The 21,997-nt window shown below is 66.4% G+C and carries 21 protein-coding genes and 1 tRNA gene; 8 read left to right on the top strand and 14 right to left on the bottom strand.

Going from position 1 to position 21,997, the window contains the following annotated elements:
* Window positions 1–97 precede the first annotated feature (97 nt).
* The 3 genes from AC1RRW_RS10055 to glpK form a co-directional block, all read right to left on the bottom strand.
* The gene (locus AC1RRW_RS10055; RefSeq protein ID WP_492900590.1) at window positions 98–286 is read right to left on the bottom strand and encodes a hypothetical protein; all 189 of its coding nucleotides are present in this window, start codon (window positions 284–286) and stop codon (window positions 98–100) included.
* A gap of 299 nt (window positions 287–585) precedes the next feature.
* Window positions 586–659: transfer RNA gene (locus AC1RRW_RS10050), tRNA-Gln, on the bottom strand.
* Between the two features lie 102 nt (window positions 660–761).
* The gene (glpK, locus tag AC1RRW_RS10045) at window positions 762–2,264 is read right to left on the bottom strand and encodes a glycerol kinase GlpK (protein WP_492900589.1); all 1,503 of its coding nucleotides are present in this window, start codon (window positions 2,262–2,264) and stop codon (window positions 762–764) included.
* Window positions 2,265–2,580: 316 nt separating this feature from the next.
* On the opposite strand from glpK, the gene AC1RRW_RS10040 reads away from it, so the two are divergent.
* Window positions 2,581–3,588, top strand: a complete 1,008-nt coding sequence (locus tag AC1RRW_RS10040; protein WP_492900635.1) for a Ppx/GppA phosphatase family protein — start codon at window positions 2,581–2,583, stop codon at window positions 3,586–3,588.
* A complete protein-coding gene (locus tag AC1RRW_RS10035; RefSeq protein ID WP_492900588.1) occupies window positions 3,585–4,328 on the top strand; it encodes an RlmE family RNA methyltransferase in 744 nt (247 codons plus the stop codon). The genes AC1RRW_RS10040 and AC1RRW_RS10035 overlap by 4 nt, the downstream gene beginning before the upstream one ends.
* Window positions 4,329–4,430: 102 nt before the next feature.
* On the opposite strand, the gene AC1RRW_RS10030 is transcribed toward AC1RRW_RS10035, so the two are convergent.
* The 3 genes from AC1RRW_RS10030 to ssb all read right to left on the bottom strand — a co-directional run bounded on the left by AC1RRW_RS10030 (window position 4,431) and on the right by ssb (window position 7,654).
* Window positions 4,431–5,624 (bottom strand): E22 family MetX-like putative esterase, encoded by a 1,194-nt coding sequence (locus AC1RRW_RS10030; protein ID WP_492900586.1) that lies wholly within the window; start codon window positions 5,622–5,624, stop codon window positions 4,431–4,433.
* Window positions 5,625–5,717: 93 nt separating this feature from the next.
* Window positions 5,718–6,833, bottom strand: a complete 1,116-nt coding sequence (locus AC1RRW_RS10025) for a M20 family metallopeptidase (RefSeq protein ID WP_492900585.1) — start codon at window positions 6,831–6,833, stop codon at window positions 5,718–5,720.
* Window positions 6,834–7,123: 290 nt separating this feature from the next.
* Window positions 7,124–7,654, bottom strand: coding sequence for a single-stranded DNA-binding protein (gene ssb, locus AC1RRW_RS10020; RefSeq protein WP_492900584.1), 531 nt, complete (start codon window positions 7,652–7,654; stop codon window positions 7,124–7,126).
* A 291-nt stretch (window positions 7,655–7,945) separates the two neighbouring features.
* On the opposite strand from ssb, the gene AC1RRW_RS10015 reads away from it, so the two are divergent.
* Window positions 7,946–8,308, top strand: coding sequence for a hypothetical protein (locus AC1RRW_RS10015; RefSeq protein WP_492900583.1), 363 nt, complete (start codon window positions 7,946–7,948; stop codon window positions 8,306–8,308).
* A 39-nt stretch (window positions 8,309–8,347) separates the two neighbouring features.
* Here AC1RRW_RS10015 and AC1RRW_RS10010 read toward each other — a convergent pair whose 3' ends face one another.
* Entirely contained in the window at window positions 8,348–8,908 is a 561-nt protein-coding gene (locus AC1RRW_RS10010; protein ID WP_492900582.1) for a DinB family protein, read from the bottom strand.
* 154 nt (window positions 8,909–9,062) lie between these two features.
* On the opposite strand from AC1RRW_RS10010, the gene AC1RRW_RS10005 reads away from it, so the two are divergent.
* A complete protein-coding gene (locus tag AC1RRW_RS10005; RefSeq protein ID WP_492900580.1) occupies window positions 9,063–10,247 on the top strand; it encodes a pyridoxal-phosphate-dependent aminotransferase family protein in 1,185 nt (394 codons plus the stop codon).
* A gap of 52 nt (window positions 10,248–10,299) precedes the next feature.
* Here AC1RRW_RS10005 and AC1RRW_RS10000 read toward each other — a convergent pair whose 3' ends face one another.
* Entirely contained in the window at window positions 10,300–10,629 is a 330-nt protein-coding gene (locus tag AC1RRW_RS10000) for a hypothetical protein (RefSeq protein WP_492900579.1), read from the bottom strand.
* A gap of 986 nt (window positions 10,630–11,615) precedes the next feature.
* Between AC1RRW_RS10000 and AC1RRW_RS09995 the strand changes: the two genes are divergently transcribed.
* The 4 genes from AC1RRW_RS09995 to AC1RRW_RS09980 all read left to right on the top strand — a co-directional run bounded on the left by AC1RRW_RS09995 (window position 11,616) and on the right by AC1RRW_RS09980 (window position 14,253).
* A complete protein-coding gene (locus tag AC1RRW_RS09995; RefSeq protein ID WP_492900578.1) occupies window positions 11,616–11,966 on the top strand; it encodes an ethanolamine utilization protein in 351 nt (116 codons plus the stop codon).
* A gap of 161 nt (window positions 11,967–12,127) precedes the next feature.
* Window positions 12,128–13,183 carry a hypothetical protein gene (locus tag AC1RRW_RS09990; RefSeq protein ID WP_492900577.1) on the top strand — a complete coding sequence of 352 codons (1,056 nt, stop codon included), beginning with the start codon at window positions 12,128–12,130 and terminating at the stop codon, window positions 13,181–13,183.
* Window positions 13,184–13,375: 192 nt separating this feature from the next.
* Window positions 13,376–13,618, top strand: a complete 243-nt coding sequence (locus AC1RRW_RS09985; RefSeq protein ID WP_492900576.1) for a hypothetical protein — start codon at window positions 13,376–13,378, stop codon at window positions 13,616–13,618.
* Entirely contained in the window at window positions 13,615–14,253 is a 639-nt protein-coding gene (locus AC1RRW_RS09980) for a hypothetical protein (RefSeq protein WP_492900575.1), read from the top strand. The genes AC1RRW_RS09985 and AC1RRW_RS09980 overlap by 4 nt, the downstream gene beginning before the upstream one ends.
* Here AC1RRW_RS09980 and uvrA read toward each other — a convergent pair whose 3' ends face one another.
* From uvrA to yajC, 6 genes are all read right to left on the bottom strand, one after another.
* Entirely contained in the window at window positions 14,254–17,292 is a 3,039-nt protein-coding gene (gene uvrA, locus AC1RRW_RS09975) for an excinuclease ABC subunit UvrA (protein WP_492900574.1), read from the bottom strand.
* Between the two features lie 168 nt (window positions 17,293–17,460).
* Entirely contained in the window at window positions 17,461–18,369 is a 909-nt protein-coding gene (locus AC1RRW_RS09970; RefSeq protein ID WP_492900573.1) for a phytoene/squalene synthase family protein, read from the bottom strand.
* Between the two features lie 104 nt (window positions 18,370–18,473).
* Window positions 18,474–18,851, bottom strand: coding sequence for an Mth938-like domain-containing protein (locus AC1RRW_RS09965; RefSeq protein ID WP_492900572.1), 378 nt, complete (start codon window positions 18,849–18,851; stop codon window positions 18,474–18,476).
* 27 nt (window positions 18,852–18,878) lie between these two features.
* Window positions 18,879–19,826, bottom strand: a complete 948-nt coding sequence (secF, locus tag AC1RRW_RS09960) for a protein translocase subunit SecF (protein ID WP_492900571.1) — start codon at window positions 19,824–19,826, stop codon at window positions 18,879–18,881.
* A 27-nt stretch (window positions 19,827–19,853) separates the two neighbouring features.
* Complete coding sequence (secD, locus tag AC1RRW_RS09955) at window positions 19,854–21,464, bottom strand: protein translocase subunit SecD (RefSeq protein ID WP_492900570.1); 1,611 nt, start codon at window positions 21,462–21,464, stop codon at window positions 19,854–19,856.
* 53 nt (window positions 21,465–21,517) lie between these two features.
* A complete protein-coding gene (gene yajC / locus AC1RRW_RS09950; RefSeq protein WP_492900569.1) occupies window positions 21,518–21,841 on the bottom strand; it encodes a preprotein translocase subunit YajC in 324 nt (107 codons plus the stop codon).
* Window positions 21,842–21,997: the final 156 nt, after the last annotated feature.

Genomic DNA, 21,997 nt, shown 5'->3' with positions numbered 1-21,997 from the left:
ACTTCAGGAGTTCGCCGATCGATTCGATTGTGGCCTCGGAGAGACCCGCGTCATGCATGGCGACCCGATCCTCAGGACGCAAGGCGGCGATCAAGCCCTACTTCTCGATCAGGCGATAGGCCCAGCCCTCGGCCTGACCGTTCAAGCCATGTTCGTCATACTGGCCGTGATGCGCCTCGCGATAGCCGGCATGGGCGCGCCGGATCAGCTCCTGGTGAATCCGGAACGACTGGCGGAAGAAGGCCTGGAGCTGATCGCGCGAGACCCAGTGGTCGGAACCGGTCAACGTCATTCGTTCAAGGATCGCATCGAGTTGCGCTCCCATATATCGCGCACAGATAGGTTCGCGGGTCCTTAAGCTGATGACGAGAACCGCAGTCCCAGCCGCTGAGCGATCGCGTGCGGGAGACGGCGTCGCCAATAATAGAAGGCGCCGCGACGTTCGAAGTGGGATGCAACCGACACGTGCCAGCCCCTGTGCCAGACAGATGTGTCACACCTACGTGTCAGACTGGGCGAAATAGACTCCCAGCCAGATACCCAGATTCAGCAATTTCAGGGATTTAGATACCAAAGCCACGTGAGTGGCTGGGGGACTAGGATTCGAACCTAGACAACCAGAGTCAGAGTCTGGGGTCCTACCGTTAGACGATCCCCCAATGGCGCGAGATGCGCTCGCATTGGTGAGCCGGGGGTCTAATCAATGCCGGCGCGTATGGCAAGCGCAGAATGAAGCCCGGCATGGCGGCAATGTCCGTCGTTCACGCCCCGCTCAGCGTGCGCCTGACGCTGTCGCGCCAGCCCGCGACCTTGCGGTCGCGTTCGCCGGCGGCCATGCCCGGCATGAAGCGGCGCTCCAGCCGCCAGAGATCGGCGAAGCGTTCCGGCTCGGGCAGGAGGCCGGCGTCCAGGCCGGCGAGATAGGCCGCGCCCAGCGCGGTCGTCTCCGGCACGGTCGGGCGGTCGACCGGCAGATCGAGGATGTCGGCGAGGCGCTGCATCGTCCAGTCGGATGCGACCATGCCGCCATCGACGCGCAGCACGGCCTCGCCCTGACCCGCGCCCGGCCAGTCGGCCCGCATCGCCTCGATCAGGTCATGCGTCTGGTAGCAGACGCTCTCCAGCGCGGCGCGGGCGAATTCGCGCGGCCCCGAGCCCCGCGTCAGGCCGAAGATCGCGCCGCGCGCGGCCGCGTCCCAATGCGGCGCGCCGAGGCCGACGAAGGCCGGCACCAGATAGACGTCCTGCGCCGGATCGGCGGCCTCGGCCAGCGGGCCGGTCTCGGCCGCGCTCTCGATGATGCCGAGGCCGTCGCGCAGCCATTGCACGGCCGCGCCGGCGATGAAGATCGAGCCTTCCAGCGCATAGGTCCTTTCTCCCCCGAACTGATAGGCGATGGTCGAGAGCAGGCGGTGTTTCGAGGCGACCGGCTCGGCGCCGGTGATGAGCAGCGCGAAGCAGCCGGTGCCATAGGTCGACTTGACCATGCCGGGCGAAAAGCAGGCCTGCCCGATCGTCGCAGCCTGCTGGTCGCCGGCGATGCCGCGCACGGAGATGGCGGCGCCGAAATGCTCGGGCAGGCTCCGCCCGAAATCGGCGGCGCAATCGCGCACCTCCGGCAGCAGCGCGGCCGGCACCCGAAACAGCGTCAGCAGCTCCTCGTCCCAGACGCCGCGGCGGATGTCGAACAGCAGGGTGCGCGCCGCGTTGGTGGCGTCGGTCGCATGCGTCCTGCCGCCCGTCAGCCGCCAGAGCAGGAAGGAATCGACCGTCCCGAAGGCGAGTTCGCCGGCCTCGGCCCGGCGGCGCGCGCCCGGCACGTTGTCGAGCATCCAGCCGATCTTGGTGGCGGAGAAATAGGGATCGAGCCTGAGGCCCGTGCGCCCGGCGACCAGCGCCTCATGGCCGGCCGCCGCGAGCTCCTGGCAGGTCCGCGCGGTGCGCCGGTCCTGCCAAACGATGGCGCGGTGGATGGCGCGGCCGGTCTTGCGATCCCAGACCAGAGTCGTCTCGCGCTGGTTGGTGATGCCGATCGCGGCTATGTCGCCGGCCTCGAGCCGCGCCTTGGCGAGCGCCGCGCGGCAGGTCGCCAGCACCGTGTCCCAGAGGTCCTCCGCCTCGTGCTCGACCCAGCCAGAGGCCGGGAAGTGCTGGGCGAACTCCTGCTGCGCGCTGGCGACGACATGGAGGTTCGCATCGAAAACGATGGCGCGCGAGGAAGTCGTGCCCTGGTCGATGGCGAGGATGTGGCGTGCGGCGGCCATGGCGTTTCCCGACGTGGTCGGCCGGCTTGAGCTGCGGCCCTGCCGGCAGATGTGCCGGAAGCCGCGGCCTCGGGCAAGACGGCCGTGCGCGAGCGAAGGTTCCGCTTGGCACCGGCGCATCGCTGGCGCTACGCTCGGCCCCGAAGCAAGCAGCCTGGCCTCTCGCCTGGCTCCCGCCGCGAAGCCTTGGCGTTCAAGCCCTGGCGCTTTCGGCCGGTCAAGGGATGGAAACGTGGCGGTCGAAGACCGGCAGGAGCAGGACGTCGCGGTCGCGGCGTCGGCGCGGGTCAACGGCGTCGACGCGCTTGGCGTCGGCTTGCTCTTCCACGCCCCGCGCCCGCATCCCGTCACCTATGCCGCGCTCGATCTCGGCACCAACAACTGCCGGCTCCTGATCGCCCGGCCGGCGCAGCACGGCTTTCGCGTCGTCGACGCGTTTTCGCGGATCGTGCGCCTCGGCGAGGGGCTGGCCGCCAGCGGCCGGCTCGCGGACGCCGCCATGGACCGCGCCGTCGAGGCGCTGAAGATCTGCCGCTCCAAGATGGCCAATCGCGGCGTAAGCCGGGCCCGGCTGATCACCACGGAGGCCTGCCGGGCCGCGACCAACGGACTCGATTTCGTGCGCCGCGTCACCGAGGAGGCCGAGCTCACCCTCGAGATCGTCGACCAGCGCACCGAGGCCTCGCTCGCGGTCTCGGGCTGCGCGGCGCTCGCCGATCCCGCCGCCGAGGGCGTGATCATCTTCGACATCGGCGGCGGCTCGACCGAGATCATCTGGATGGGCGGCCGCACCGAAGCGCGCGACCCCGCCGCCCGCATCCGCGAATGGGCCTCGCTGCCGATCGGCGTCGTCACCGTCGCCGAGCGCTATGGCGGCATCGATGTCGGGCGCGCGCTGTTCGAGCGCATGGTGGAAGACTGCACGGCCGCGCTCGCGCCCTTCGCGATCAAGGCCGCCAGGGCGCGCGACGCCAGGAACTTCCATCTGCTCGGCACCTCCGGCACGGTCACCACCGTCGCCGGCATCCATCTCGGACTGCCGCGCTACGACCGCCGCGCCGTCGACGGGTTGTGGATGCGGCAAGACGACATCCTCGGCGTCATCGAGCGGCTCGTCGCGATGGACTATGCCGAGCGGGCGGCGAACGCCTGCATCGGCCGCGAGCGCGCCGATCTCGTTCTCGCCGGCTGCGCCATCTTCGAGGCGATCCGGCGGACCTTTCCGAGCGAGCGGGTGCGCATCGCCGATCGCGGCCTGCGCGAGGGCATTCTCCTTCGCATGATGCATGAGGACCGCGCCTGGCAGCGGCGGAAACACGTATGAGCACCGGCAAGTCTGGAGGCAAGGTTTTGGCGGGCGGCAAATCCGGCGTCGCCGGAGCGCGCGACCTGCGCGTCAAGGTCAAGAAGGCCGGCAAGCTGAAGCATTCCTCGCAGCTCTGGCTCGAGCGCCAGCTCAACGACCCCTATGTGAAGCGGGCGCGCGAGCTCGGCCATCGCTCGCGCGCCGCCTTCAAGATCGAGGAGATGGACGAGCGCTACAAATTCCTGAAGCCGGGCCAGAAGCTGATCGACCTCGGCTGCGCGCCTGGCGGCTGGTGCCAGATCGCGGCGAAGAAGATCGGGCTGGAGCAGGGCAAGGGCCGCATCGTCGGCATCGACCTGCTGCATGTCGATCCGATCCCCGGCGTCGATCTGATCCAGATGGACTTCATGGCCGACGAGGCCCCTGCCCTGTTGACCGAGCGCCTCGGCGGCCGGGTTGACGGCGTGATGTCCGACATGGCGGCCAACACCACCGGCCACAAGAAGACCGACCATCTCAAGATCATCGCGCTGGCGGAAGCGGCGCTGGAGTTCGCCAACGGCATCCTCGCGCCGGGCGGCTTCTTCCTCGCAAAGCTGTTCCAGGGCGGCGAGAGCGCCGAGCTTCTGGCCCGGCTCAAGCGCGACTTCACCACGGTCCGCAACGTCAAGCCGGCCGCGAGCCGGCCGGATTCCTCGGAACTCTATGTGCTGGCGACGGGGTTTCGGCGGAAGGAAGGGGCTGAAGCGCAGGCCTGACCAGGTTTCGGTATTTCGCCCAGAAACACCGCTCATCCCGGACAAGCGGCGCAGCCGCGCAGATCCGGGATGACGGCGCTGTGAATGGACGGAAATCGCCCGTCACTTCTCCAGAAAGGCCCGGATCGCGCCTTCGGCCTGCTTCATCGAGATGACGCCGTCGAGATGGCCGCGCGTGCCCTGCAGCAGGACGTGGGTGACGTCGACGCCGCCCTTCTTCAGCGTCTCGGCCGTGCGCTCGACGCCGTCGGCGGTGAAGACGAGATCCTTGGGCTGGGTGATCAGCAGCAGCGGCGCCTTGATCTTCGTCGCCGCGTCCGCGAGCGAGACGCCGCCGGCGGCGAAGAGCTGGTTGGCCTTCACCAGATAGAGGAAATGATTGGCGTCCGAGACTTTCGCGCGGGCCTCGCCGGCATTGTCGAGAATGCTCTGGACCTGGAACTTGTTGTCCAAAGCCTTGGCCGGAGCCTCCCCCTCCTTGGCCGCCCTGCGGCCGAAGGCGCCGTTGGTCCAGTCGCCATGATTGGCCTGCAGCGTCACCACGGCGAGCGCCTTGGCGAGGCCGGCATTGGGCGGCGTCCTGCCGTAGTAGTCGCCCTTGTTCCAGTTCGGATCGACCAGGATCGGGGCGGCCCAGACGTCGAGCCAGGCTATGAGCTGAGCTTCGGCCTCGGCCGTGCCGATCACCGGCATCGCCTTCGCCACCATGCCGGGATGGCTCGCCGCCCATTCATAGGTCTGGAGCGCGCCCATCGAGGGGCCGGCGACCAGAGCCAGCCTGGTGATGCCGAGACTTTCGACCAATGCCTTCTGGACGTTGACGAAATCGCCGATGGTCACGACAGGGAAATCGAGGGCGTAGGGCTTGCCCGTGTCGGGATCGGTCGAGGCCGGGCCGGTGGTCGTCGTCTTCGGGTCGCCGGTGTTGAGGTTGACCAGCGTATCGGAGGACAGAACGAAATACTTGTTGGTGTCGATCGCCTTGCCCGGCCCGATGATCGCGTCCCAGTAGCCTGGCGCCGCGTCAGCCGCCGCGTATTTGCCGGCCGCATGCGAATTGCCCGAGAAGAAATGGCAGATCAGGATCGCGTTCGACTTGTCGGCGTTGAGCGTGCCGTAGCTTTCCCAGCCGACCCTGACGTTCTTCAGCGTGCGCCCGCCTTGCGTGGTGAAGCTCGGCAGCTCGAAGATCTTCTTCTCGACGATCAGTTCCTGCGCGCCCGCGCTTCCCGTCATCGTCATGCCAGCCGTCACCATGCAGGCGGCGCCCATGGCTGCCGCGATCAAAGCCTTCATGCCTCGCATCCTTCCCGGCGCGCCGTCGCGCGGCCTTGAGGCGGATCAGAGCGGATTTTCACGACGACCGGAAGAGAGGCCGGAGGGGTTCGCTCACAGCGTCTCCAGCAACCCCTTCATCAGGGCCCGGCGCGGCGCGATCGAGGAGATCAGCGCGTATTCCTGCAAGGTATGGGCGCCCTCGCCGTCGATGCCGAGCCCGTCCAGAGTCGGCACGCCGAGCGCGGCGGTGAAATTGCCGTCGGAGCCGCCGCCCGTCATGGCGCAGTCCCGCAGATCGAAGCCGATGCCGGCGGCGAGCGTCCGCGCGTGCTCGAACAGTTCGGCCACGGCGGGCGATTTCTCGTAGGGCGGCCGGTTCATGCCCCCGGAAACCCGAACCGCGACGTCGCGGTCATGCGCTGCGAGCGCGAGGATGCGGCGCTCCATCTCGACGCCGTCCGCTACCGTCGCGACGCGCATGTCGACGCTGAACCAGGCGTGCTGCGGAATGACGTTGGCCGCCGTGCCGCCGCCGACCAGCGCGACCGCGGTGGTGATGCCGCGCGCATAATCCGTCATCGCCTCGACATCGAGGATCTGGCGCGCGGCCTCGCGGATGGCGCTGCGGCCGTCGGCATGGCGAGAGCCGGAATGGGCCGGCCGGCCCTCCAGCCTGACATCGAAACGGCCGACTCCTTTCCGCGACGTGACGATCCTGCCGCCCTCGCGCGCCGGCTCGGTCACCAGCACGGCGGCGCAGCCGCGGCTGATCTCCTCGATCACGCCGCGCGTCGTCGGCGAGCCGATCTCCTCGTCCGGCGTGAACAGGAAGAGCAGCGGCCGCCTGGCCGTGCCGGCGGCCGCGACCTCCTTGAAGGCCTGCAAGGCGAGCCAGGCGCCGCCCTTCATGTCGTAGACGCCGGGCCCATAGAGCCGGTCGTCCTCGACGCGCACCGGCAGATCGGTCGCGGCCGTTCCGAGCGGGTGGACGGTGTCGAGATGCGACATCACAGCGAGCGCCGGCTGGCCGCTGTGCGGCCCCGCGCGCAGGATCAGGCTGTCGCCGAGGCCGTCGCGGCCCGGCAGGCGCTCGAGCGAGATCGGCAGCCCGGCGACATCGGCCGCGACGAGGTCCATCATCACGTTGACGCCGGGCGCATGCGTGGTCGGGCTCTCGCAGGCGAGCCAAGCGGAGAGGACGGAGATGTCTGTGTCGGAATGAATCATGATGGCGTGAGTCTTGGCGGCAAAGGTGGCGCGAGCAAGGACCTTCCCGTCTCGGCGAGCAACCAGCTTCCGTCATTCGGGGCTTCGCGCCAGCGAAGAACCCGGAACCCACGACCGAGTAGACCTTTCCGTCATTGCGAGCGGAGCGAAGCAATCCAGAGCCGCGTGTTCCACGCCCGCTTGATAGCTTCGTCGCCGACGCTCCCCGCAATGACGACGAGCAGCGGTTCACCCGGTCGTGGGTTCCGGGTTCGGCGCCGTGCGCCGCCCCGGAATGACAGGGCGGCCGACTAGAAGGGAATATCGTCGTCGAGATGGGTCGAGGTCGAGCGCCCGCCGCCGCCCGCCATCGCCGGCTGGCGCGCCCCGCCGCCGCCCATCGGCGAGGAGCGCCCGAAGGAGCCGCCGCCCGAGGAGCGATCCTCCATCGCACCGCCGCCCTCGCCATATTCGTCCGAGCCGCCCTGGCCGCGCGAGTCGAGCAGGGTGAGCTCGCCGCGATAGCGCTGCAGCACGATCTCGGTCGTATATTTCTCGACGCCCGACTGGTCCTGCCATTTGCGGGTCTGGAGCTGGCCCTCGATGTACACTTTCGAGCCCTTCCTGAGGTACTGCTCGGCGACCTTGGCGAGGTTCTCGTTGAAGATCACCACCTGGTGCCACTCGGTCTTCTCCTTGCGCTCGCCCGACTGCTTGTCGCGCCAGTTCTCGGAGGTCGCGATGCGCAGCGAGACGACCGGCTCGCCGGAATTCAGACGCCGCACCTCCGGGTCCTTGCCCAGATTGCCGACCAGAATGACCTTGTTGACGCTACCAGCCATGAGAGGCTCCATTTCCTGCGCACATCCGAAAACCGGCCGACGACCGGAGCCGGACCCTACCCGCCCGTGCCCGCACTATCAACGATGTTCCTGTTTTGTTCAAGGGGAAAGCCCGGGTTGTCCCCGGTTTTCGGCGAGGCGGCAATCCCTCCGGCGCATGCGGCCCGGAGTCATCTCCGACGCTCACATTCTCGTGTTCGACAGCGCGCGGATTTGATCCGCGGCCCTTTCCGGCGGATGCTGCGCCTTGACCGCCTCACTGAATGCGCAGCCGTTTCGGGGGAAAACGCCATGCCGCAACCTCAGACCATCCTGATGCTGTCTGCCCTCTGCCTCCTTCTCGCAGGCTGCAATGCCGATTTCCGCTCGACCGCGCAGAGCGACAGGGGGCCGCCGCAGCCGTCAGGCCGCCAGGGCACGCACGGCAACCCGGGCGCTCCGAGCGATTTCCGCGGCACGGCGCAGGCCGGACAAGGCGCTCCCGCCAATTTCCGCCAGACCAGCTCGCGACAGGGCCCGCGCTACAGCGGCAATCCAAGCGCCCCCTCCGACTTCCGGGGCACCGGCCAGGCGCAGCGCCAGAGGCAGGCGCAGCAGCAGAACCAGCAACGGCAGATCGACACCGATCGCGCCGGCGGCGGCGGTGGCCGCTGAAGCAGCGCCTGTCGCTCGCCGGGCCGACCGCCACGGCGCTCAGCGCTCGCGCCAGATCGCGGCCTCGCTGAAGCCGAGCGCCGCGAATTCGCCGGCCCGCAGCGGCGCCTCGTCTTCCGAGAAGAACTCGTCGAGTTGCGGCGGCGCGACAGAGGCGCCGCTCAGCATCGCATGGGCCTGGCCGCGGTGATGGGTCTGGTGCTGGAAGAGATGCAGCAGGAGTCGGTCCATCCGCTCGCGCTGTATCCGCACCCTGCGATGGACCTCGACGATGCGGCCGAGGCCATCGGCGTCGAGACCTTCGACCACGGCGATCAACCGCCGGTCGACCTCCTCCTGCGCCTTCCGCAGGGCCGCGACATCGGCGCATGGCTCGGGATCGTCCCAGGCGTTCGGGCCGAGCGCGCCGCCCTCCATCGCGTCGACATAGAAGCGGTCGATCACCAGGATATGGTTGAGCGTCGCCCTGAGGCTCGGGAAGAATCCGGTGCGCGGCGCGGCAAACTCCTCCGGCGAGAGCCGGGCACAGGCATTCAGCAGGCGGTGGTTCGCCCAGGCATTGTTGTGGGCCATCGCGCGATAGGCCCGTCCGGCGTCCATGAGCGCCCTCCCCGTGCGGCCACCGAAGCGCAATTCCATCACCGGGACAAGAGGATGTGACCACAAAGAGAGGTTTCACCTTTCCTGTTTCCTGTTCTAAGCCGGCGTCGTATCGGCGCGGCTCGCGGCCATCAGAGATCGAGGACTTCCACAGATGAGCGTCGCCAACGGCCGGGCCTTCCTGGCGACTCCGGGACCGACCAACATTCCCGACCGCGTGCTGCAGGCGATGATGCGTCCAGCCGAGGAGCTGAGCTCGACGTCGATCGTCGAACTGACCGAATCCGTGCTGGCCGACCTGAAGACGATCTTCCGCACCGCCGGCGAAACCTTCGTCTACAGCGCCAACGGCCATGGCGGCTGGGAGGCGGCGCTGACCAACGTGCTCTCGCGCGGCGACAAGGTGCTGGTGCTGGCGAGCGGGCGGTTCGCCGTCGGCTGGGGCGAGATGGCGAAATTCATGGGCGCCGATGTCGAGGTGCTGCCGGGGACGTGGCGCGCCGCGATCGATCCCGACGCCGTCGCCGAGCGCCTGCGCGCCGACCGGGAGCACGCCATCAAGGCCGTGCTGATGGTGCAGATCGACACCGCGTCCGGCGTCGTCAACGACGTGCCGGCGGTGCGCGCCGCGATCGACGCCGCCGGCCATCCGGCCTTGTTCATGGTCGACGGCGTCGCCTCGGTCGGCTGCATGCGCTTCGAGATGGACGAATGGGGCGTCGACGTCGCGATGTCGGCCTCGCAGAAGGGACTGATGACCTCGCCCGGCCTCGCCTTCGTCGCCGCCAACGAGAAGGCGCTCGCGGCCCACAACAGCGCGACGATGAAGACGCTCTACTGGGACTGGTCCTCCCGGATGAACACGCTGGCCTATATGAAGCATTGCGGCACCGCGCCGGAGCATCTGCTCTTCGGGCTGCGCGCCGCGCTCGACATGATCCTCGAGGAGGGGCTCGAGGCGGTCTGGAAACGGCACGCCCTGCTCGCGGGCGCGACCCATGCGGCGGTTCAGAAATGGTCGGAGGGCCAGGCGCTCTCCTTCAACATCCCGGAGCCCTCTCAGCGCGCGCCCTCGGTCACGCCGATCCTGGTGCAGGGCGTCGCGACGACCGCGATCACCGACTTCGCGCGCGACGTCTGCGGCGTGACGCTCGGCCTCGGCATCGGCGAACTGACCGGCCAGGCCTTCCGCATCGCCCATATGGGCCATGTCAACGCGCCGATGGCGCTCGGCGCGCTCGGGGCGGTCGAGATGGCGCTGCAGGCCAGGGCGATCCCGCATGGCACTGGGGGCGTCTCGGCGGCGGTCGACCATCTCGGCGCGGCTTGCGGGTCCTGAGGCTCGGCCCCGCCGGCGCGCCTACCGCTGACGGGAGGGCAGTTCCGTCGCGTCAGATCGCCGGCGTCTCCCGTTCGGCCTCGATGCGCATCAGCGCGTGTCCGGCGGCCTCGTCGGGCGAGAGGCCTTTCGCACGGTTCTCGACCATGTAACGCAGCAGCCGGCGGTCCTCCTCCGGCAGCGCCTGCATGAAGCGTTGCAGGCAGGCGAATTCGCGGCTGTCCCGACAGCCGCGGCCGCGGCGGCAGGCGGCGTTGCCGCAAAAGCGCCAGACGCCGAGCCCGTCTGCGAAATTGCGCAGCGCGACGGGGCGCAGCGCCTGGATGCGGTTGAACTGGGCGATGTGCTCTGGGGAGAAGGACGATGTCTCGCGCCTGGGCATGGCGGGCTCCGTGGGTTTGGGGTGAGGCAGGCACCACCGCCTCTTTCCTTCTCCCGGATGGGAGAAGGTGGCCCGGAGGGCCGGATGAGGGCCTGCCGGTGGTGGTTTGAGGCGCAACGGCTCCGTTTCGTTTCAACGACCAGCGGCGGTCCCTCACCCCTGCCCCTCTCCCATCCGGGAGAGGGGTTCTTCCAGCGCCTCATCCTGATTAGGCGAGCGCCATCCGCCGCCCGCCTTTCGGCGTCGGTGATGCAGGGCTGGCGGAGCGCCGCGAGGCGCTGGGTGTATAATCCGCATCCGTTGAGCCAGGACGCGGCGCGGCGGGATCGAGCTACCCGTCGCACGCCCCGTGGCGCTCCGCCTCCGGCGATTTTTCACTCCGGGCCGCGCTTATCGGGCCTGTGGCCAGCCTTCGCCGCGAGCCCTTTCGACGCCAGTGCCCCTCATCGGGTTGTCGCGTCTAGTCGGGCATGGGACGAAGGCGTGATGCCATCGGCCGTTCCAGCGAGCTCCTCGCACAGGGGTCGTAATGCCCCCAGGGCGGTGCCCCGAAGCCTCCCGGGACTGGCTCGTGAGACCAGCCGCAGGCGCCGACCCGTCACCCGACCAATGGCACACCTCCGGATGGCCGCCCCGCTTGGGTGATGGGCGCGGAGAGTATGGCACGGGTTCGTGGGGGTGGGGATTGAGGCTGCTGACGGCGGGTGACAGGAGCCCCTTCCTTCTCCCCTCGGGGGAGAAGGTGGCCCGGCGCAGCCGGGTCGGATGAGGGCCGCCGACGCTCTTCCGTCGGCGGATCGCCGAACGTGTCCTGTCCGACCCGGCTGCGCCGGGTCGGCCCTCATCCGTCAGCGCTTCGCGCTGCCACCTTCTCCCCCGAGGGGAGAAGGACGCGCGCCTCGCGGGGAACATCTCCGCCCGTGCCCCGTCATTCAGGGCAGCGCCCGGCTCGCCGGGCCGCAGGCCACTCTGGGATGGAGGCAAGGATGAAGCTGCGAAAGCTCGCGCTCGCCGACGCGACGATGGAACGCTCGCCGGGGCAGGACGACGAGATTTTTACCGGCAATCTGGTCGATGAGCGCGATAGTGGGCCGGTCACCATCGGCTATGGCCGCTGGGGCGCGGGCTCGCGTCTGGATCAGACCATGGCCGTCGACGACGTCATGATCGTCCTGACGGGACGGCTTTCGGTCGACACCGAGGCCGGGACGGTGACCGCCGGCCCCGGCGAGATCGTCTACATGCCCAAGGGCGAGAGAGTGACCATCCGCGCGCATGAGCAGGAGGCCGTGACGGCCTATGTCACTTATCCGCATTGGCGCGAGGCGGAGGGGTGAGGAAAGCGCGATGCCACTTCCCTTCTCCCTCGGGGGAAAATGGGGCTCGAAGGGCAGTACGACGCAACCTCAGCAACAGAGGAAGCTGTTGAGATTTTCACCGCCGCCTTGCCTCTTCGCATCCCATAGGATCAGATAGAGAAAATTGCAGGGGAGCAATCATGGCACTTGAAGTTGAAACGCTTAGCATGCGTTCGCGAATGCCGTGGAACGTCGGACAAAAGATACTAGCCTTCTTGGAACTGCCGCGTGGAAAAGGCTGGGATAAAACACTAGAAAAATTATCTGCCGATCATGGCCTAGCGCTTGAAGAGTTTGAAGAACCTCTACAGAATTATTTGGTACAGCATTATCGATGCGGTGAAAAACAAGTTCGTTTCTATCAAGTCGAGCAGGCGGTCGGGTCGAGGATAGCGGAAGCGCTTCTCGAAGCAAAAATTCCAGAGTCGATCTTCCGTGAGAGCTACCCCGCTCTGGTTCCTGATGAATTTCTGGGCGGGCTCACGGCATCTCCAGTGATGGTTGATGTTTCGTCAGACGACAGTGGCACGATAGCGACGTTTGGGTCGGTGCGAGTGCTGTCGGTTCGCGAAGAGTTAGGTCGCGAAGATTTGCCTGACGAGGCTGCGGATGCTCTTGCCGGCTTCGACGAATTCATAGGCATCCGCCATGTGCGCTGGCAAGCTATGGATGTCATTCGGGTCTCTCCCGATAGGACTATGGTTGATATTCGCGTCGACTACCCAGTAGGCATGCCTGCGACCGTTGGCGACTTTGCGCACGGCAGGCTGCGTGATGAGTTAAGAGATATCGTTGGCGAAGATGAACTTCCACAGCCATTAAATTTATTTCCATTGATTAATCGGATTTATGGCTCTGAAAATGAGGGAATAGTAGTCGAGCTAGCGTTCGGTACTACAACTGCATCATTAAAACATGAAAAAATGCGGAGACAAAGAACGTGCCTACGACAAGAGGCTTATCATCGAGGAGGAAAGCAGGCCTTAGCGTCACCAATTGACATTCATCGAATTAGCATCGTTTGGCCATTGGCCCTAGGAAGCGGATTTTCTAGGCCAGAACTTACACTCAGCACGTCATCTCGATCATCTGGAGCACTAGTGCCTACACTTTTTAACGCAATAATTCGTAACTGCACGGATGAGCGCGACTTCGACCACGTTTACGACCGCATGATGAGCTTTCTCAACACTTGATAAAGGTTGAACAAAGTGAGAACATAGCGCATGATGGCGGAGGACATCAAGCAGCGATTGCGGCGGTGGGGCGACAAAAGCCCCGTAGCACAATTGTGCCTTCATCTCATAGACTTCGTTTCCAATCTACCCCACGATCAGCGCAAGATGCTAACTTACCGGACTTTTATACATGCATGCCACAAAATAGAAATGGATAACGATCTGCTAGCTGCGATAAATATACTTTCAACTACGGAATTGAAAGTGCTTAATATTCATGCATTGTTTGTTGATGATAACGAAAACGAATTTGAAATACCTATAAAAGAGGTAGCAGAAGCCAAGGATAGTGGTGAATTTATCCATCCGCTTACCGGAAGAGCGGTTCCAAATTTTGAATCTAAGATAATTCCATTTTTCTCTCCTACTGCGGAATTCGGTTCTTTAAAATGAGCGGCGATGTAACGCTTCACGACCTACAGCTGTTGGCAAGAAATAACACGCCTCACACGGTTATGATTGGGATGCTGTTAAACCCAAACTTCGAAAAGAGGCTTGAGCTTGTCGAAACGGCAGTAGATTTCTCTGTTCGTGAAATGATCAAAACGCCCCAGCACTACCAAGATTTTTCCGAGGACGAATTAACGAATAGCCTAATGAATATCTTACTAGGTATGGGACTTCATCCTACCCACGACCAGCAGATCGGCGGGCATTGTGACATAGTTATTCAGTCTGACGATGGCTTTCTTTGGATAGGCGAGGCAAAGAAGCACAGCAGTTATGATTGGCTCGTCAAGGGTTTTAGCCAGCTTGACACACGTTATTCGACAGGAATGCCCGGACAAGACAGTGGAGATCTAATAATATTCATTTATCAAGAGCGTATCGATCAAGTAATGACTCGCTGGATTGAATCTTTGACTGCCGAGCGTCCAGATGTTTCGGTACACGTTTGTGAGAAAAATGATACATATCGTATAAGCACTCATACACATAAAAAAACGGGTCGCCCTTTCAAGACTCGCCATATTCCGGTGCCATTAATGTTTTCACCGCAGGATACAGCTTCTCAGCGATCAAAGTAATCACTCCGCCGCCTGCCGCGCGCCCACCCCCTTCGCCCCCTTGATCGGCCTTCTCGCCAGCACCTCGCGCAGGAACCGCGCCGTGTGCCCTTTGCCGACCCGCACGATCTCCTCCGGCGTGCCCTCCGCCACGACCTCGCCGCCGCCGTCGCCGCCTTCCGGGCCCATGTCGATCACCCAGTCGGCGGTCTTCACCACTTCGAGGTTGTGCTCGATCACCACGACCGAATTGCCCTGGTCGACCAGCTCGTGCAGCACCTCCATCAGCTTGGCGACGTCGTGGAAATGCAGGCCGGTGGTCGGCTCGTCGAGGATGTAGAGGGTGCGGCCGGTGGCGCGCTTGCTGAGCTCCTTGGAGAGTTTCACGCGCTGGGCCTCGCCGCCCGAGAGCGTCGTCGCCTGCTGGCCGACCTTGACGTAGTCGAGGCCGACGCGGGCCAGCGTCTCCATCTTCTCGCGGATCGAGGGCACGGCCTTGAACAGCGCCTTGCCCTCCTCGACCGACATGTCGAGCACGTCGGCGATCGACTTGTCGCGGTATTTCACCTCCAGCGTCTCGCGGTCGTAGCGCTTGCCCTTGCAGACGTCGCAGGTGACGTAGACGTCGGGCAGGAAGTGCATCTCGATCTTGATGACGCCGTCGCCCTGGCAGGCCTCGCAGCGGCCGCCCTTGACGTTGAAGGAGAAGCGGCCGGGCTGGTAGCCGCGCGCCTTGGCCTCGGGCAGGCCCGCGAACCATTCGCGGATCGGCGTGAAGGCGCCGGTATAGGTCGCCGGGTTGGAGCGCGGCGTGCGGCCGATCGGCGACTGGTCGATGTCGATGACCTTGTCGAGATGCTCGATGCCCTCGATGCGCCCGTGCGGCGCCGGATGGTCGATCGCGCCGTTGAGCTTGCGCGCCACCGCCTTGTAGAGCGTGTCGATCACCAGCGTCGACTTGCCGCCGCCGGAGACGCCGGTGATGCAGGTGAACAGGCCGAGCGGGATCTCGACGCTGACGTCCTTGAGGTTGTTGCCGCGCGCGCCGACGATCTTCAGGCTGCGGCCCTTCTGGGCCTTGCGGCGCTTGTGGGGGACGGCGACGGAGAGCTCGCCGGTGAGGTATTTGCCGGTCAGCGAGTTCGGATCGTCGAGGATGTCCTGCGGCGTGCCCCTGGCGACGATCCGGCCGCCATGGATGCCGGCGCCGGGGCCGACATCGACCACGTAGTCGGCGGTCAGGATCGCGTCCTCGTCGTGCTCGACGACGATGACGGTGTTGCCGAGGTCGCGCAGCCGCCGCAAGGTGCCGAGCAGGCGCTCGTTGTCGCGCTGGTGCAGGCCGATCGAGGGCTCGTCCAGCACATAGAGCACGCCGGTGAGGCCGGAGCCGATCTGTGACGCAAGCCGGATACGCTGGCTCTCGCCGCCGGACAGCGTGCCGGAGGCGCGGGCCAGCGTCAGGTATTCAAGTCCGACATCGAGCAGGAAGGTCAGCCGGTCGCGGATCTCCTTGAGGATGCGCGGGGCGATCTCGTTCTGCTTCTGGCTGAGCCGCGAGGGCAGCGCGGCGACCCAGGCGAGCGCGTCCTTGACCGAGAGCCTGGAGACCTCGCCGATATGGCGGTGGTCGATCTTGACCGCCAGCGCCTCGGGCTTGAGGCGAAAGCCGTCGCAGGCCTTGCACGGCGTCTCCGACATGAAGCGGCCGATCTCCTCGCGGGCCCAGTCGCTGTCGGTCTCCTTCCAGCGCCGCTCCATGTTCGTGATCACGCCCTCGAAGGGCTTTCTCACCTCATAGGCGCGCAGGCCGTCGTTGTAGGCGAGGCGCACGGCCTCCGAGCCGGTGCCGAACAGGATCGCGTTTTTCGCGTTGTCCGGCAGCTCGGACCAGGGCCTGGTCATCGAGAAGCCGAAATGCCGGGCGAGCCCCTCCAGCGTCTGGCCGTAATAGGGCGAGGTCGACTTGGCCCAGGGCGCGATCGCGCCCTTCTTCAGCGAGAGCGCGGAATCCGGCACGATCATGTCCGGATCGATCCGCATCTCGTGGCCGAGGCCGTCGCAGGCCGGGCAGGCGCCGAACGGGTTGTTGAACGAGAACAGCCGCGGCTCGATCTCGGCGATGGTGAAGCCCGAGACCGGGCAGGCGAACTTGGACGAGAACACGACGCGGCGGGCCGAGCCGTCCTCCTCGGTCTCGTCGGCGTATTCGAAGACGGCGATGCCGTCCGCCAGCTCCAGCGCCTGCTCCAGCGAATCGGCGAGCCTCGCGCCGAGATCGGGCCGGATCACGATCCGGTCGACCACCACGTCGATGTCGTGCTTGAACTTCTTGTCGAGCGCCGGCGCGTCGGGGATCTCGACGAACGCGCCATTGACCTTGACGCGCTGGAAGCCGCGCTTGAGCCACTCCGCCATCTCCTTGCGGAACTCGCCCTTGCGGCCGCGCACCACGGGCGCGAGCAGATAGCCGCGCGTCTTCTCCGGCAGCTCGGTCAGCCGGTCGACCATCTGGCTGACGGTCTGGCTCTCGATCGGCAGGCCGGTCGCGGGCGAATAGGGAATGCCGGCCCGGGCCCAGAGCAGGCGCATGTAGTCGTGGATCTCGGTGACGGTGCCGACCGTCGAGCGCGGGTTCTTCGAGGTCGTCTTCTGCTCGATCGAGATCGCCGGCGAGAGCCCGTCGATCTGGTCGACGTCGGGCTTCTGCATCATCTCGAGAAACTGGCGGGCATAGGCCGAGAGCGATTCGACATAGCGGCGCTGGCCCTCGGCGTAGATCGTGTCGAAGGCGAGCGAGGACTTGCCCGAGCCCGACAGCCCGGTGAAGACGACGAGCTTGTCGCGCGGGATGGCGAGGTCGACGTTCTTGAGGTTGTGCTCGCGGGCGCCGCGCACCGAGATGACGCGGGAATCGGTCCCGCGGGCCTCGTCGAACAGGCGTTCCAGCGACGCGGCCTGGCCGTCGAGGCTGTTCTTGCCGGCGAAAGAGGTCTTGCCGGCGGAAGAGGTCTTGCCGGCGGAGGAAGGCTTGCCGACGGAAGACGGTTTGCGGGCCATGGTCGCGTCCGTTTGGGCTGAAGCGGTAGAGATAGGGCAAAAGCCGGGCCATGCCAGCCCGGCTCGCGGGCGGCCGGACTGCTTATCACGCGGGGCAAGGAGCCGCGCGGCGGGCGGCAGCGGTTGCTGACAGGAAATGGCAGGAGCGCTCCGCCCGGCCGCGCCGCGTCAGCCGGCCACCCTGGCCGCGCGCCAGATCGCCCATTGCCGGCGCCAGGGCGGCAGGGTGACGATGGTGCGGTAGGGATCGTATCCCGGCTGCTCCATCCGGCGCAGATAGGGTTCGACCAGCGCGACGGGCAGGAAGGCGGGCGCTACGGCCGCCGGTATCGTCTCGCGCAGGGAGCGCAGCTTCTTGAGATGGGCGCGGGCGATCTCGCGCAGTTCCTTCAGCGAATAATGCAGGCCGGGCCCGCCGCGCCCGCGCACGATGTCGTCGCGGGTGACGCCGTTGCGGCCGAGGATGTCGGCCGGGATGTAGACCTGGCCCGCCGCCGAGTGCCAGGGGAAGGCGCGCATCAGCCCGGCCAGCGCATAGGCGACGCCGGCATGGCCGCAGGCCGCCGCGCCGCCCGGATCGCGGCCATTGGCGAGGATCAGGCAGGCGAGCCGGATCGGCGCGCTCGCGGTTTCGCCGGCATAGCCTTCGAGGTCCGACAGGCGCGGCATCGGGTCGTCGTAGAGATCGAAGACGCGGGCCTCGATCAGCGCGGTCAGCGGCGCGATCGGCAGGCGATAGCGCGCGATCGCGTCGAGCAGGGCGGCGGCGACGGGATGGGCCTGCGCCCGCCCCCTCTCCTGCTCCTGCTTATCCTGCCCCTCCAGCAGGTCGCGCCACCACTGCATCCGGACCTCGCCCGGCAGCGGCTCGCTGACCAGCGCGCGGATGCGGGCGATCTCGTGGCTGAAGGCATAGAGCGCGAACAGCGCCGGTCGCTTCGATTCGGGCGCATAGAGCGTCGCGACGTAGCGGTCGTGGTCGTGCTCGCGGATCAGCGTCGCGCAATGGCCATAGGCCTCGGGCAGCGCGAGCGGCTCGGCTACATGGCGGTCATCGGTCTCGGTCGTCTGCGGCATCGTCGCGCCTTCGGCGATAACAGCGGTTCTGCCCCGTCCCGACGCTCAGTCTAGGCCAGACCGGGCGGCGCTGGCTATGCCCGATCGCGATGGCGGGCGTGCTTTCAGTCGACCGCGACCAGCGCCGCGGCGACGCGCCGGTCCTCGCCGACGAGAACGTTGTAGGTCCGCGCCGCGGCGCCCGTCGCCATGCCCTCGATGGCGATGCCGGCCTCGCGGAAGCGCTCGCGCAGCGGGGCCGGGATGAAGGCGATGTCGGTCCCGGTCCCGATCAGCAGGAAGTCGATGGCGTCGGCCTCGTCGAGAACCGGCTGGAGGCTGGCGGCGGTGATGCCGGCGAGCGCCGTCACCGGCCAGATCCGGATGCCGGCCGGCGTCGCCAGGATCGAGCCGCGATGGCTCATTCCCGCGAAGCGGAAGCCCCCCGCCCCGAATGCGTCGAGCTGGTGGCGGCCGGGGACGTAGCCGTCGAAGAGGGGCATGGCGCGCCTGGCCGTGTCGGGCGCGCGTCAGACCCGCGCCTTGGCCGCCGGGGCGAGCTTGTCCTCGGCCTGGTCGAGACGGCCGGCGCGCACGTCGAGATAGAGCAGGACCGGGGTCGAGATGAACATGGCGGAATAGGTGCAGACCACGACGCCGAACAGCATCACCAGCGCGAAACCCTCGATCGCCGAGCCGCCGAAGATGACCAGCGCGATCAGCGCCAGAACGGTCGTGGTCGAGGTGATCGCGGTGCGCGACAGGGTCGAGTTGACCGAGAGGTCGAGCAGGTCCGGGATCGGCATGGTCTTGTAGCGGCGCAGCAATTCGCGCGTGCGGTCGAAGACGACGACGGTCTCGTTCAGCGAATAGCCGACGATGGTCAGGATCGCCGCGATCGAGGTCAGGTTGAACTCGAGCTGCGTGATCAGGAAGAAGCCGATCGTCAGCACGATGTCGTGCAGCGTGCCGAGGATCGCGCCGATAGCGAGCTGCATCTCGAAGCGGAACCAGAGATAGACCAGCACGCCGATGATCGCGAGCACGACGCCGAGCGTGCCGGCCTGGACGAGCTCGCCCGACACGCGCGGCCCGACCGTCTCGACGCGGCGGAAATCATAGGCCTGGGCGAAGGCCTCGCGCGCCTTGACCACGACCTGCTGCTGCGCCGGCTCGCCGCCGGGCTGCAGCGCGAAGCGCATCGAGACCTCGCCGGCCGAGCCGAACTCCTGCACCTCGGCCTCGCCGAAGCCGAGCCCGTTGGCGTCGGCGCGGATCTGGGCGATCTCGGGCTTGCCGGACTTGGCCTGCATCTCGATCAGCGTGCCGCCGCGGAAGTCGATGCCGAAATTCAGCCCGACCGTGAGGAAGAGCGCGATGACGAGGATCGAATAGGCGGCCGAGAACGGATAGCTGAAGCGCCGGAAACGGACGATCTTGAACTTGGTGTTGTCGGGAACGATGCGAAGCAGACGCATGCGCTTGTCTCCTGAAAGATGGCAGCGTCAGAAAGGGAGCGCCTTGGGCCTGGCCCAGCGATACCAGAGCGCGATCAGCATCCGCGTCAGCGTGACCGCCGTGATGACCGTGGTCAGGATCCCGAGGATGAAGACGACCGCGAAGCCGCGCACCGGGCCGGAGCCGAGCGTGAACAGCGCCACCGCCGCGATCAGCATCGTGACGTTGGAGTCGATGATGGTGGCGAAGGCGCGCTGGAAGCCGGCCTCCAGCGCCGAGACCAGGCTGCGGCCCTGATGCGATTCCTCGCGCATGCGCTCGTAGATCAGCACGTTGGAGTCCACCGCCGTGCCGATGGTGAGCACGATGCCGGCGATGCCGGGCAGCGTCATGGTCGCGCCCAGCAGCGACATCAGCCCGAAGATCAGGCAGACATGGACCAGAAGCGCGATCGAGGCGATCAGGCCGAAGGAACCATAGGTCCCGATCATGTAGAGGATCACCAGCACGGTCGCGATGACGGTCGCCATCTTGCCGGCCTGGATCGAGTCGGCGCCGAGGCCGGGGCCGACGGTGCGCTCCTCGACGATCGTCATCTTGGCCGGCAGCGCGCCGGCGCGCAGCAGGATGGCGAGGTTGTTGACCGATTCGACGGTGAAATTACCCGATATCTGGCCGGAGCCGCCGGTGATCGGCGACTGGATCACGGGCGAGGAGATCACCTTGTTGTCGAGCACGATGGCGAGCGGGCGACCGAGATTTTCCGTCGTCGCCTGGCCGAAGCGCTGCGCGCCGCGGATGTTGAAGCGGAAATTGACGATCGGCTGCGAGGTGCGGGAATCGAAGGCGGGCTGGGCGTCGGTCAGGTCCGCGCCCTCGACGATGACGCGGCGCTCGACCGGCACGGGCTGGCCGCCGGCATCCTGCGAGGGCAGCATGTCGACATCGCCGCCCTGGTTGTCGGCGACCATGCGGAACTGCAGCTTCGCGGTCTGGCCGAGAATGTCCTTCAGGCGCTGGGGATCCTGCAGGCCCGGCACCTGGACGAGGATGCGGTCGAGACCCTGTCGCTGGATGTTGGGCTCGGTGGTGCCGAGCGCGTCGACGCGGCGGCGCAGCACCTCCATCGCCTGCTCGACGGCGCGGCGGACGCGCTCGTTGGCGCCGGCCTCGGTGAGGTTCATCTGGATCAGCCCGTCGGGCTGCTCCAAAACCTCGATCGTCATGTTGCCGGACGGGCCGAAGGCGCCGAGCGTGCCGACCGGCTGGGCGAGCTCGCGCAGCTTCGGCAGCAACCTCGCCCGGTCGGCGGCGTCGGGCACGCGCACCTGCACGCCGCGCGCGGTGACGCCGATGCCGCCCTGGAAGTTGATGCGCTCGTCGCGCAGCCTCGCGCGCAGATCGTCGCGAAGCTGGATCACCTGGCTGCGCACGAGATCGGCGCGGTCGATCTCGAGCAGCACATGCGAGCCCCCCTGCAGATCGAGGCCGAGGACCACGGCCCTGGTCGGCAGCAGGAATCTCGGAATCCAGGACGGCGCGCCCTGCTCGATCGCGCTGCGCGTCTCGGGCGAGAACAGGTTCGGCAGAGCGAGCCCGCAGCCGAAGAGCAGCACGAGCAGGACGAGGATGACCTTGCGGGCCTGGAAACGAAGCATTGGCGAAAACAGCCCTGTTGTAGCGCCGGCCCGTCTCCGGGCCGGGACGGCCTTCAGCTCTTGACGGGCTCGCCCTTGGCGCGGACGTCCGTGATCATGCCCTTGACGAGCTTGACCCTGACGCCCTCGGCGATCTCGGCCTCGAGCTCGGCGTCGTCGGTCACCTTGGTCACCTTGGCGACGATGCCGCCGGCCGTGACCACCGTGTCGCCGCGCCGGACGTTCTTGATCATCTCCTGATGCACCTTCACGCGCTTCTGCTGCGGGCGGATGATCAGGAACCACATGATCACGAAGATCAGGACGAAGGGCACCAGCGACATCAGCACGTCGGTGGAGCCCCCGCCGGCTCCTTGGGCAAAAGCAGGGGTGATCACGCAAAAGGCTCCTTGGTGTCGATGGCGCAGAGGGCCAACGGCCGCGATGGCGGCAAATGTGTCGTCAAGCCTTGCGTTTCGGCAGGCCTCGAAAAGCGCGCGGACTATAGCCAGCGACGCCGGTAAATCAATCTCGGCAAGCCCTCGGTCAACCGA

It is taken from the genome of Allobosea sp. GW821-FHT12C12 (assembly GCF_058807355.1).
This window is presented reverse-complemented; position numbering and strand designations above follow the sequence as displayed.